General features: G+C 61.6%; 12 protein-coding genes. 6 read left to right on the forward strand and 6 right to left on the reverse strand.

Translation table 11 applies throughout. From position 1 onward, the window contains the following. Positions 1–174: 174 nt before the first annotated feature. Positions 175–783: a lytic transglycosylase domain-containing protein gene (locus ACGSLL_RS05095; RefSeq protein WP_394503781.1), complete on the reverse strand. Its 609-nt coding sequence runs from the start codon at positions 781–783 to the stop codon at positions 175–177. 207 nt (positions 784–990) lie between these two features. On the opposite strand from ACGSLL_RS05095, the gene gspG reads away from it, so the two are divergent. The 3 genes from gspG (at position 991) to ACGSLL_RS05110 (ending at position 3,302) form a co-directional block, all read left to right on the forward strand. Further along, complete coding sequence (gene gspG / locus ACGSLL_RS05100) at positions 991–1,419, forward strand: type II secretion system major pseudopilin GspG (RefSeq protein ID WP_394503783.1); 429 nt, start codon at positions 991–993, stop codon at positions 1,417–1,419. Positions 1,420–1,432: 13 nt separating this feature from the next. Further along, positions 1,433–2,620, forward strand: coding sequence for a type II secretion system F family protein (locus tag ACGSLL_RS05105; protein WP_394503785.1), 1,188 nt, complete (start codon positions 1,433–1,435; stop codon positions 2,618–2,620). A gap of 73 nt (positions 2,621–2,693) precedes the next feature. Next, positions 2,694–3,302 carry a hypothetical protein gene (locus ACGSLL_RS05110; RefSeq protein WP_394503787.1) on the forward strand — a complete coding sequence of 203 codons (609 nt, stop codon included), beginning with the start codon at positions 2,694–2,696 and terminating at the stop codon, positions 3,300–3,302. Positions 3,303–3,587: 285 nt separating this feature from the next. Here ACGSLL_RS05110 and ACGSLL_RS05115 read toward each other — a convergent pair whose 3' ends face one another. Further along, on the reverse strand, positions 3,588–4,487 hold the full coding sequence (locus ACGSLL_RS05115) for a LysR family transcriptional regulator (protein ID WP_394503789.1): 900 nt from the start codon (positions 4,485–4,487) through the stop codon (positions 3,588–3,590). Positions 4,488–4,648: 161 nt separating this feature from the next. Here ACGSLL_RS05115 and ACGSLL_RS05120 point away from each other — a divergent pair, with 161 nt between their 5' ends. Both ACGSLL_RS05120 and ACGSLL_RS05125 read left to right on the forward strand, forming a co-directional pair. Further along, positions 4,649–5,668, forward strand: a complete 1,020-nt coding sequence (locus tag ACGSLL_RS05120; protein ID WP_394503791.1) for an alpha/beta hydrolase — start codon at positions 4,649–4,651, stop codon at positions 5,666–5,668. 51 nt (positions 5,669–5,719) lie between these two features. After that, positions 5,720–7,147 carry a mechanosensitive ion channel domain-containing protein gene (locus tag ACGSLL_RS05125; RefSeq protein WP_394503793.1) on the forward strand — a complete coding sequence of 476 codons (1,428 nt, stop codon included), beginning with the start codon at positions 5,720–5,722 and terminating at the stop codon, positions 7,145–7,147. A gap of 240 nt (positions 7,148–7,387) precedes the next feature. Here the strand turns inward: ACGSLL_RS05125 and ycaC are convergent, their stop codons facing one another. The 4 genes from ycaC to ACGSLL_RS05145 form a co-directional block, all read right to left on the reverse strand. Further along, entirely contained in the window at positions 7,388–8,011 is a 624-nt protein-coding gene (gene ycaC, locus ACGSLL_RS05130) for an isochorismate family cysteine hydrolase YcaC (protein ID WP_090282704.1), read from the reverse strand. A 68-nt stretch (positions 8,012–8,079) separates the two neighbouring features. Continuing rightward, positions 8,080–9,918: an amidohydrolase gene (locus ACGSLL_RS05135; RefSeq protein WP_208937974.1), complete on the reverse strand. Its 1,839-nt coding sequence runs from the start codon at positions 9,916–9,918 to the stop codon at positions 8,080–8,082. Between the two features lie 40 nt (positions 9,919–9,958). After that, positions 9,959–10,585: an antibiotic biosynthesis monooxygenase gene (locus ACGSLL_RS05140; RefSeq protein ID WP_394503796.1), complete on the reverse strand. Its 627-nt coding sequence runs from the start codon at positions 10,583–10,585 to the stop codon at positions 9,959–9,961. Next, positions 10,578–10,991, reverse strand: a complete 414-nt coding sequence (locus ACGSLL_RS05145) for a DoxX family protein (protein WP_258449699.1) — start codon at positions 10,989–10,991, stop codon at positions 10,578–10,580. Before ACGSLL_RS05145 ends, ACGSLL_RS05140 begins: the two co-directional genes overlap by 8 nt. A 262-nt stretch (positions 10,992–11,253) precedes the next feature. On the opposite strand from ACGSLL_RS05145, the gene ACGSLL_RS05150 reads away from it, so the two are divergent. Continuing rightward, positions 11,254–11,325: hypothetical protein (locus ACGSLL_RS05150; RefSeq protein ID WP_394503822.1), on the forward strand; the 72-nt coding region annotated here is incomplete at its 3' end.

Consider the following 11,325-nt stretch of genomic DNA (forward strand, 5'->3'; position numbering starts at 1 on the left):
CTGGGAACACTTCTCGACAAATGCCTCGGAGCAATCCGCATGCCATAAAAAAACGCCTTGCTGCTCAGTCAGTTACCATCGCGACTTGAGAAAACCGGGGGATTTGCCCCACTGCTTTCCCCACTTTTCGCCCCGCCCGGTTTGCCCCGAAAGTGGGGAAAACCGCGCCGGGGATCACAGCGGCGCATCCATCGCCAGGCCCTGCAGGCGCCGATACTGACGCAGCACATTCGGCACATACCGCTGGGTCTCGGCGAACGGCGGCACCACCCGGCCACGGCTGAGCACCGCGTCCGGCCCGGCGTTGTAGGCCGCCACGGCGAGGGTGATGTCGTTGTCAAAAAGGGTCATCAGGCGCTTGAGGTATCTGGCCCCGCCCTGGATGTTGGCCTTGGGGTCGTAGACGTCGGTCACGCCCAGTTCACGCGCGGTGTCGGGCATCAATTGCATCAGCCCGCCTGCGCCTTTGGCCGAGGTCGCGCCGGGGTTGTAGTGGGACTCGGCGTTGATCACCGCATGCAGCAGCGCTTCGGGTAACTGGTTGACTTTGGCCGCCGCCGAGACCAGCTCCGCATAGGGCTGGTTGGCGATCATCTGCGGCTGCTGGTCGAGGCTGGCCACAGGCATTTCAGCCTCGTGGATCACCCGTTCGTAAGTGCGTCCGGGCCGGTGAACGTTGGACAGCACGTAGCTGCCCCTGGCGTCCACCGAGATGAACACATCGGCCTGCGCGGCGCCGCTGAGCAGCACACATCCGAGCAATCCGCTGGTTAGAATTTTCATGTCGGGCCTCCCCGGATCGACCCCGATAAAATTGGGGGAAATGCCCCAATGGCCGATCACGATTGAGCCGTACGCAAGCACTGTGCCGACTCTTGCAAGGCCCGTATTACAAGGGTTCCAGCCTCACCGGTGATTTCGCGCGGGGGCTGAGCATGGCAATTGCATAAGCCCTTGTGGCGACACGACTGCCACTCACCGGAGGTCATCATGAAGCTGTCATTTCATCCGCGTAGCCAACGCGGTTTCACCTTGCTCGAACTGCTGGTGGTGCTGGTGGTGCTCGGCCTGTTGGCCGGGATCGTCGCGCCGAAGTACTTCGCGCAACTCGGGCGCTCGGAAGTCAAAGTGGCCAAGGCGCAGATCGAAGGCCTGAGCAAGGCGCTGGATCTGTACCGCCTGGAGGTCGGCCACTACCCGTCCACCGAACAGGGTTTGCAGGCCTTGGTGCTCGCGCCGAGTGACGAGGCGAAATGGACCGGCCCCTATTTGCAGAAAAAGCTGCCGCAGGATCCGTGGGGACGCAATTACGCCTACCGCTATCCCGGCGAAAACAGCGAGTACGACTTGCTGTCGATGGGCAAGGACGGCCAGCCCGGTGGCGAAGGTGAAAACGCCGAAGTGACCAACTGGCAGTAAGGGAGCGCAGCCCATGCGATTTCATCTCAAAGCCGTCGGCAAGGCGGGCGTGGTGTCGTTGAGTGTTGAAGCGCCGGGCGACAACGAGGCACGGCGGATGGCCGAGGACCAGGGTTTGCGGGTGCTCAGCCTGCACGCTGACAAGCACTGGCGGTCGCTGCGACTGCGTCAGCGCGAGACGTTCAATCTGGTTTTGTTCAGCCAGGAATTGACCACCTTGCTCAACGCCGGCCTGCCGTTGATCGATGCGCTGGAAAGTCTCGCCGAAAAGGAAACCGCCCCCGCTGCCCGCAAAACCTTGTCGGAGCTGGTGCGCTTGCTGTACGAGGGCAAATCCTTCTCGCAGGCGCTGGCCCAGTTGTCGGCAGTGTTCCCGCCGTTGTACGTGGCGCTGGTACAGTCCAGCGAGAAGACCGGCGCAGTCGGCGATGCGCTGGGTCGCTACGTCAGTTATCGCCAGCGCATGGACGAGGTGCGGCAAAAGATCATCAGTGCCTCGATCTACCCGATGCTGTTGCTGGTGGTCGGCGGTGGCGTGGTGCTGTTCCTGATGGGTTATGTGGTGCCGCGCTTCAGCCTGGTGTTCGAAGGGCTGGGCAACAATCTGCCGTGGTTGTCGCAGGTCCTGATGAGCAGCGGCATGTTTCTGCATGCGCACCAGACGGAATTTTTCGCTGCACTGGGCGCATTGATTACCGCCCTCGCCGTACTGCAGAAACAGCCGGCGTTTCGCCGGGGCCTGGATCGGCTGGTGGAGAAACTGCCGGCCGTGCATCAACGGATTTTCATGTATGAACTGGCACGCTTCTACCGCTCGCTGGGGATTCTGCTGCAAGGCGGGATTCCGCTGGTGACCGCCATGGCGATGGTCCGCGGCCTGCTCACCGTGGCGTCACGGGTGCGCCTGGACCAGGCCTGCGAGCGGGTCCGCGAAGGGCAATCGCTGTCCACGGCGCTGGAGCTCAATCATCTGGTCACACCGGTATCGCTGCGCCTGCTGCGTGCAGGCGAGCAGTCAGGCAACCTCGGGCAGATGATGGAGCGCAGCGCCGACTTCTACGACGAGGAAATCAGCCGCTGGCTGGAATGGTTCGTGAAACTCTTCGAACCGCTGCTGATGACCTTCATCGGGTTGTTGATCGGGGTCATCGTGATCCTGATGTACATCCCGATCTTCGAACTGGCTTCGAGTATCCACTGACCTCGGGAACGGGTCGGATCAGCAACATCGCTTGGTTGACGTTCCCAACAAAAACACAAAGACGGAGAACGATATGCACATTCAAAAGCTCGTGCTCGCAATGGCCATCGGCGCAGTTCTGTCGGCGTCTGTGGTGTTGATTCCCGATAATTTGTCCGGAGTCTCCAGCGCTCAGGCGAAAGAAGGAGGCAGTGGTGGCGGAAGTGGCGGAGGAAGTGGGGGCGGCGGTGGTAGCGGCGGTAGCGGTGGCGGTGGCGGTGGCGGTGGAAATGGTGGCGGCGGCAGCGGCGGTGGAAATGGTGGCGGCGGCAGCGGCGGTGGAAATGGTGGCGGCGGCAGCGGCGGTGGAAATGGTGGCGGCGGCAGCGGCGGTGGAAATGGTGGCGGCGGCAGCGGCGGTGGAAACGGGGGGGGTGGCGGTGGCAGCCATGGCGGCGGCAACAGCGGCAGCGGTGGTGGCGGAAACAGTGGCCACAGCGGCAGCGACCATGGCTCGGGGCACACCGGCGACAGCGCCTCCTCCGGCCGCAACGGCACCCATGCCGAACCGGGGGATGACAACGGTGTTCATCGCGCGGGCGAACCCGGTGATGATCGCGGCGTACACGCAGCAGGCGAAATCGGTGACGATCGCGGTGTGCATGTCGGCGGCGAACCGGGCGATGACAAGCGCGCCAACTGATCATTAGACACACCGCCAAACCTGTGGGAGCGAGCTTGCTCGCGATTGCGGTGTTTCAGTCAAAACATCATTGGCTGACCCACCGCATTCGCTGGCAAGCCAGCTCCCACAGGGTTATTTGGCGTACAAAAAGCTCGCAGGCAACCCCAACCCCCTGTGGGAGCGAGCCTGCTCGCGATGGCGTCGGGTCAGTTGGCAGAGATGTTGGCTGAACCACCGCATTCGCGAGCAGGCTCGCTCCCACAGAGGGTTATGCGATTACAAAAAACCAGCTCAGCAGGACAGTCAGAGATTGACGTGGCTCTGGTTCAACCGCTCACGTAAAAACTCCACCAGCGCCTGCACCGGCCTTGAAGCCTGGCGATGCTGCGGATACACCGCCGACAAGGTCAGCGGCTCGGGGCGCAGATCGTCCAGCACCGGTACCAGTCGCCCATCCTTCAACGCCGCGCCGACGATGAATGTCGGCAGATAAGTAATACCCATCCCCTGCACCGCCGCATCGCGCAGCAATTCACCATTATTCACGCGCATGCGCCCGGCGACGTTAATCAATACCGGTTTGCCCTGCCCTTCGTTGAATCGCCATTGCACCGAGCGCCCGTGACCATACGGCAAGCAATCATGGCCGTGCAGGTCTTCAGGCTTGAGCGGCGTACCGCGTTCTGCAAGGTACGCGGGACTGGCGCAATACACCCGTTCGATGGACGCGATGCGCCGGGCGATCAGCGTCGAGTCCTCCAGCGTGCCAATGCGCAGTGCCAGGTCGTAGCCCTCGCCCAGCAAGTCCACCGGGCGATCGCTCAGGTCCACTTCCACCGTCACTTCGCGATAGCGCTGCAGAAACATCGGCAGCAGACAGCCCAGATGCGCCACGGCAAACGATAGCGGCGCGCTCAGGCGGATCGTCCCGCGCGGCTCCGCCGTCTCCCCGGCGATGCCCTGCTCCACCTGCTCGACCTCGCCCAGCAAGCGCAACGCTGCTTCGTAATAACTCTGCCCCAGCGGGGTCACGTCGAGGCGCCGGGTCGAGCGGTTCAATAAGCGCACGCCCAGCCGCTCTTCCAACTGCATCAAACGTCGGCTGACGAACTGCTTGGACAGGCCCAACTGATCGGCCGCTGAGGTGAAGCTGCCGGAGTCCATGACCTGGCAAAAAATACGCATGTCTTCGAACGGGTTCATTGTCACTCTCTGGTGGACAGTTAAACGCTTTATAGCTGCTTTTTCACATTTCAGCAGCCCATTAATCTGTGCTCACGGTGTTGCTGAGGCCAGAAACCCAGCGCAACAGCAGCCCGCAACTCAGGCAAAAAAATCAACATCATTCAAAAGGATTTCTACCCATGAGCATCGTCAAGAAAACCCTCGCGGCCTCCCTCCTCGCCCTGTCCATCGGCAACGCGTTCGCTGCTGAAAGTACCGGCGTCGAACACACTACTCAGGCCTTCCTTGATGCCCTCGCCGCTGGCGGTGGCAAACCGCTGGAGCAACTGAGCCCGAAGGACGCCCGTGCGGTGCTGACCGGTGCCCAGGCGTCGGTGAAAGTGGATCTGTCGGGGATTGAAGTCAGCGACAAGGCAATCAAGGTCGATGGCCAGACGATCAACCTGAAAGTGGTGCGCCCGGCCAAGGTCAAGGGCGAGTTGCCGGTGTTCATGTTTTTCCACGGTGGCGGCTGGGTGCTCGGCGATTTCCCGACGCACCAACGGCTGATTCGTGATCTGGTGGTGGGTTCTGGGGCGGTTGCGGTGTACGTCGATTACACGCCGTCGCCGGAAGCGCAGTACCCGACCGCGATCAACCAGGCCTACGCCGCGACGAAATGGGTCGCCGAGCACGGCAAGCAAATCGGCGTCGACGGCAAGCGCCTCGCGGTGGCTGGCAACAGCGTCGGCGGCAACATGGCTGCAGTGGTGGCGTTGATGGCCAAGGAGCAGAAAGCCCCGGCGCTGCGCTTCCAGTTGCTGATGTGGCCGGTAACCAACGCGCAGTTCGACGACGGTTCGTACCAGCAATTCGCCGAGGGGCATTTTCTCACCAAAGGCATGATGCAGTGGTTCTGGGACAACTACACCACCAACCCGGCCGAGCGCGCGCAGATCCACGCCTCGCCGCTCAACGCCAGCGCCGAACAGCTCAAGGGCTTGCCGGCAGCGCTGGTGCAGACCGCCGAATTCGACGTGCTGCGTGATGAAGGCGAAGGCTATGCGCGGCACCTCGATGCGGCCGGCGTCGCGGTGACCTCGGTGCGCTACAACGGGATGATTCATGACTTCGGCCTGCTCAATCCGCTGAGCCAGATCCCCGAAGTGCAAGCGGCGGTACGGCAAGCCGCCGCCGAGCTGAAAACCCACCTCAACTGAGCCCAGGCCCGGCGCCCGAAAAGCGCCGGGCTTTTTGTGTGAGTAACGCCCATGACTTTCCTTCTCGCTCACCTGCTCTCCTGGAGCGCCGTGCTGTTGTTGCTCGACGCCGCGCTGTGGCACTTCGCGCCGTACAAGCATCGCGCCCCAAAGGTCGGTGTGCGGCTGGTGCTGTTTCTGGCCTTTAGTGCATTGGTGATCAACGCCGGCGTCAGCCCATTGCAAGCGCCGCAATTTGCCGATGACCCGGTGGCGCAACTGGGCGCGACGGCACTGGGCATTCTCTGGTGGCTGTACGCCGCGCGGGTGCTGACCGAAGTCATCGGCCTGGCCCTGATGCGCCGCATCGGTCACAGCGGCCGTCTGCTGCAGGACGTGATCGGCGCGCTGGTATTTCTTGTCGCCATCGTCGCCGCCGCCGGTTATGTGCTGGAGCTGCCGGTCAAAGGTCTGCTGGCGACGTCGGGCGTGGTCGCCATCGTTGTCGGTCTGGCGCTGCAAAGCACCCTGGCCGATGTGTTTTCCGGGATCGTGCTGAACACCACCAAACCGTATCAGGTGGACGATTTCGTGATGATCGACGGCGTCGAAGGCAAGGTGTTTGACATCGACTGGCGCGCTACCCATTTGCTGACCAGCGCCGGGACCATGGCGGTGGTGCCGAACTCGGTGGCGGCCAAGGCGAAGATCGTCAACCTCAGCCGCCCGAACAACATGCATGGCGTGTCGATCAGCATCAAGGTCCCCAACCATATTCGCCCACGCCGGGTGCTGGATGCGCTCGATCGCACGCTGCAAGGCAGCAGTTCGCTGTTGCTCAGTCCGGCACCGAAAGCCGTGCTCAAAGAGGCCGGCGAAACCATGTCGGAATACGTTGCCAGCGGTTTCATTGCCGAGCTGGGCAAGAAAAGCGAAGTGCGCAATCAACTGTTCGACCTCGCCCACCGGCATCTCGAAGCGGCTGGCATCTCGCGGCATCCCGACGGCGTGATCGAACCCTCGAGCCGCGCCCGCGCGTTGCTCGATGAAGTGAAGATCTTCCGCTCGCTGAGCAGTGAGGAGCGCGATCGCCTCGCCGAATCGATGGTCGCCCAGCAATACACGGCGGGTCAGGTGGTGCTGGATCTGGATGAAGTGCCGGACAGCCTGTTCGTGATTGCCACCGGCGTGGTCAGCGCGACCGTGCCGGATGGTGACAACAAAATCGAAGCCGGGCGCATGGGACCGAGTGAAGTAATGGGGGAACAGAGCATTCTTGCCGATACGCCGTCGCAGGCTACGTTTACGGCGCTGACGTCGAGCATCGTTTATCGACTCGACAAGCAGTTGACCCGTGAGTGCATGAGCAAACGCAGTGAAGTGGGTCGGGCCTTGAACAAATTGCAGGCGGTGCGTCAGCAGAACAGTCGCCTCGCGTTGATGGCCAAACCGGTGGCGGTGAAGAAGGGAGGTTTTTTGGGTTGGTTGCAGAAGCGCTGAAGATCAAGAGCCCCCCTCACCCCAGCCCTCTCCCCCAAGGGGGGCGAGGGGAAAGGGAGCCGATCTTCAAGCTTTTCAAGACCGGAGATCGACGTGATTATGCCGCGTTGATCTTCAAGCTTTTCAAGACCGGAGATCGACTCGGTATTGCAGGTCTGGGTATCTCAAAAGAGCCCCTCGGTCAGTCCCCTCTCCCTCCGGGAGAGGGCTAGGGTGAGGGGCTTTTGACCTTCGAACCAATTACTGAGCAGTAAACTTGGTATAGCTGTTGATCAGGTTGCGATAGTTAGGCAGACGCTCCGACAGCAGATGCGCCAGGCCTTCCATATCGTTGCGCCAGTCACCCTGCAGCTCGCACGCCACCGAGAACCAGTTCAACAGGTGTGCACCGGCCGCCGACATGCGCGCCCACGCCGCTTGTTGCACGGTGGTGTTGAAGGTACCCGACGAGTCGGTCACCACGAACACTTCAAAACCCTCAGCGATAGCCGACAGCGTCGGGAACGCTACGCAGACGTCGGTCACCACACCAGCAATGATCAGTTGCTTACGGCCGGTAGCCTTGATCGCCTTGACGAAGTCTTCGTTGTCCCAAGCGTTGATCTGGCCTGGACGCTGAATGAACGGTGCGTCCGGAAACTGCTCGCGCAGTTCAGGCACGATCGGGCCGTTGGGACCTGCATCGAAGCTGGTGGTGAGGATGGTTGGCAGCTTGAAGAACTTGGCGATGTCGCCCAGTGCCAGGACGTTGTTCTTGAACTCGTTCGGGGTGAAGTCCTGGACCAGCGAGATCAGACCGGTCTGGTGATCGACCAGCAGAACGACAGCATCATCTTTGTTCAAACGCTTGTAGGGAACGCTCATGGCAAAACTCCTCGGTGGTTGGATGGTGCTTGCAGCACCGGCCCGGATGGCCGGCGCTGTTTTCGAAATCAGAAGGCGAAGCAGGAACAGCCGAACGCGCCCCAGAAACCGGCGAAGTCGCTGACCGGCGCGTTCGACATCCGCGCCTTTTCGTGGCTGTGGGTGTGTACCGCGCACGGCCCGCTGCACTGGTGAACCTGCGCTTGCAACGGCGAGTTCGGGCGCCAGTGGCCCGGCACCTTGACCACCGGCGACCAGTCCGGCAGTACTGGAATCGAGCGCGGGCCGAGGTCTTCGAAGTCGCCGGCGGCGTAGACGATCTTGCCGCCGACCACGGTCATCACCGACTCGATCCACTTGATCGCTTCTTCTTCAACGCTGAAAAAGTCCGCGCTCAGTGCTGCCAGGTCAGCCAGTTGGCCGACGCGAATCTGGCCCTTCTTGCCCTGCTCCGAGGAGAACCAGGCGCTGCCGTGGGTGAACAGCTCCAGCGCGGTGCTGCGTGGCAGACCTTCTTCGTACAGAGCCAGACCGCCGACGGTGCGACCACTGACCATCCAGTACAGCGAGGTCCACGGGTTGTAGCTCGACACCCGCGTGGCGTCGGTGCCGGCGCCTACCGGCACGCCTTCGGCGAGCATGCGCTTGATCGGCGGCGTGGCTTCGGCGGCTTGTTTGCCGTAGCGATCGACAAAGTATTCACCCTGGAACGCCATGCGATCCTGAATCGCGATGCCGCCGCCCAGCGCTTTGACTCGCTCGATGTTCTGCGGGGTGATGGTTTCGGCGTGGTCGAAGAACCACGGCAGACCGTTGAACGGAATGTCGCGATTGACCTTCTCGAACACGTCAAGCATGCGGCTGATCGATTCGTTGTAGGTGGCGTGCAGACGGAACGGCCAGCGCTGTTCGACCAGATGACGCACCACCGGCTCCAGCTCTTGTTCCATGGTCTGCGGCAGGTCCGGACGGGGTTCGAGGAAGTCCTCGAAGTCGGCCGCCGAGAACACCAGCATTTCGCCGGCGCCGTTGTGGCGCAGGAAGTCGTCGCCCTGATGCAACTTGACGCTACCGGTCCAGTTCTGGAAATCGGTCAGTTCTTCTTTCGGCTTCTGGGTGAACAGGTTGTAGGCGATGCGCACGGTCAACTGGTCTTCTTTGGCCAGTTGCTCGATCACCTGATAATCGTCCGGGTAGTTCTGGAAACCACCGCCGGCGTCGATCGCGCTGGTCAGGCCAAGGCGATTGAGTTCGCGCATGAACTGCCGGGTCGAGTTGACCTGATATTCCAGCGGCAGCTTCGGCCCCTTGGCCAGCGTCGAGTAGAGAATCATCGCGTTCGGCCGCGCAACCAGCATGCCGGTCGGGTTGCCGTTGCTGTCGCGCACGATCTCGCCACCCGGCGGGTTCGGCGTGTCGCGGGTGTAACCGGCGACGCGCAACGCCGCGCGGTTGAGCAAGGCACGGTCGTACAGGTGCAGGATGAACACCGGGGTGTCCGGCGCGGCCTGGTTGATTTCTTCCAGGGTCGGCATGCGCTTTTCGGCGAACTGGAATTCGTTCCAGCCCCCGACCACGCGCACCCATTGCGGGGTCGGCGTGCGATCGGCCTGATCCTTGAGCATGCGCAGCGCGTCGGCGAGCGACGGCACACCTTCCCAGCGCAGTTCGAGGTTGTAATTCAAACCGCCACGGATCAAGTGCAAGTGCGAGTCGTTGAGGCCAGGAATGACGCAGCGGCCCTTCATGTCGACCACTTGCGTGGCGCTGCCCTTGAGGGCCATGGCTTCGGCGTCGTTACCGACGGCGACGAAGCGGCCGTCCTTGATCGCCACGGCGCTGGCGAGCGGTTTTTCGCGGTCAACCGTATGAAATTGGCCATTGAACAGAATCAGATCGGCGTTCATCGCAGTTCCTCAAGCAAAAGTGAAAAGAAGCAAACCCCGCTCAACGCGGCGAGGTTTCTTGGGAATCGAGGTGTTCATGAGCCTGGCTGGCTTCCAGCCACGGCGTGAACAAACGGGTCACGGGCGGCATTACCACGTACACCACCGACAGGACGATGGTCAGGGTGATCAGGAACGTGGCAACCACGTAGTTGGAAAGAATCGGATGCAGCGCCAGCAACGGCCCCCAGATCAGCGGCACCAGCAAGGTGTGCGGCAGAATCACCAACAGGGTGACGACAGCCTGCTTCCAGCGCGGCGGTGGCGAGCCGGCCTCGGCCAGCGGTGTGAACCAGAATTCGTTGACCGGCGCGACTTCCGTCTGATCGCCGTCAGCCAGCATCGGCGCCGCCTCGGCGACCAGCGCCTGACGCTCGGACGATTCCAGCCAGCCCTGCATCGCTTCAGTGGTGCTGAAGCGCAGCACGCAGGTATAGAAGTCGAGACGTCCGCGCTTGCCGCGCACCACATCGACCCCCAGATGCCCTTCGCGCTGCCCCGCCACACGGACGATATTGCGCAGCCAGGCTTCATACGCCGACTCGAAACCGGCCTTGACCCGGTGCTTGATGATCAACGTGACGGTCTCATCGGCCCCCGGTGTGAGTGAATTCAGGGCTTCAGGCATAACGCAGTACTCCGGGCAAACGAACATTGATCGCCAGCCGACCCGGCCCGGCGATGAACACAGTGGTAAACAGGATCAACAGCAACCAGCCGAACTGCCCTTCAGCCACACTCCATTGCGGATGCACGACCAGCAGCGCAACGAGCAGCACAAAGAGAATAGGCAAGCAGGCCAACCGCGCCAGAACACCGGCGACGATCAACAGCGGACAGAGGACTTCAGCGAAAATCGCCAGGCTCAGCGTGAGGTGGGCACCGAGGTGGAACGGGTCTTCGATCAGTTGCAACTGCGCCGTGAAGTCGAGCAGCTTGGGCAAGCCGTGCACCCACAGCAGAAACAACCCGCCACTGACCCGCAGAAACAGCAAACCGAAGTCCTGCGCCCGTTCATCCCTCGAATTAATCATGACCCGACCCTTTGAATGTCATTGACGAGAATCATGCCAAGGCAAGGGCGGAAGAAATTGGATGGGTGTGCTTAGTTGATTTTCAGGGCATGGAGGGTGTGTAGACAGCGATGAAAAATGCGGGTGAAGGTCTACAGGGAACCATGCAGTGGTCTAATTTCCCCGGACACCCCGATAGGTGGAAAATACATCTATCGAGGAGTTATCCATGACCAAAAAACGCAGAGCATTCGACGACAGTTTTAAGCTGCAAGTCGTGAAGATGATCAAGGATCAGGGGCTGACCGTTGTGCAGGTTTGCCAGGATTTGAACATTGGTGAGACAGCCGTTCGA

The organism is Pseudomonas retamae (genome assembly GCF_043496865.1).
In the GTDB taxonomy this organism is placed as follows: domain Bacteria; phylum Pseudomonadota; class Gammaproteobacteria; order Pseudomonadales; family Pseudomonadaceae; genus Aquipseudomonas; species Aquipseudomonas retamae.

Coding starts and splice junctions, on each gene's coding strand:
- ACGSLL_RS05095 (WP_394503781.1), bottom strand. CDS start 783: ATGAAAATTCTAACCAGCGGATTGCTCGGATGTGTGCTGCTCAGCGGC.
- gspG (WP_394503783.1), top strand. CDS start 991: ATGAAGCTGTCATTTCATCCGCGTAGCCAACGCGGTTTCACCTTGCTC.
- ACGSLL_RS05105 (WP_394503785.1), top strand. CDS start 1,433: ATGCGATTTCATCTCAAAGCCGTCGGCAAGGCGGGCGTGGTGTCGTTG.
- ACGSLL_RS05110 (WP_394503787.1), top strand. CDS start 2,694: ATGCACATTCAAAAGCTCGTGCTCGCAATGGCCATCGGCGCAGTTCTG.
- ACGSLL_RS05115 (WP_394503789.1), bottom strand. CDS start 4,487: ATGAACCCGTTCGAAGACATGCGTATTTTTTGCCAGGTCATGGACTCC.
- ACGSLL_RS05120 (WP_394503791.1), top strand. CDS start 4,649: ATGAGCATCGTCAAGAAAACCCTCGCGGCCTCCCTCCTCGCCCTGTCC.
- ACGSLL_RS05125 (WP_394503793.1), top strand. CDS start 5,720: ATGACTTTCCTTCTCGCTCACCTGCTCTCCTGGAGCGCCGTGCTGTTG.
- ycaC (WP_090282704.1), bottom strand. CDS start 8,011: ATGAGCGTTCCCTACAAGCGTTTGAACAAAGATGATGCTGTCGTTCTG.
- ACGSLL_RS05135 (WP_208937974.1), bottom strand. CDS start 9,918: ATGAACGCCGATCTGATTCTGTTCAATGGCCAATTTCATACGGTTGAC.
- ACGSLL_RS05140 (WP_394503796.1), bottom strand. CDS start 10,585: ATGCCTGAAGCCCTGAATTCACTCACACCGGGGGCCGATGAGACCGTC.
- ACGSLL_RS05145 (WP_258449699.1), bottom strand. CDS start 10,991: ATGATTAATTCGAGGGATGAACGGGCGCAGGACTTCGGTTTGCTGTTT.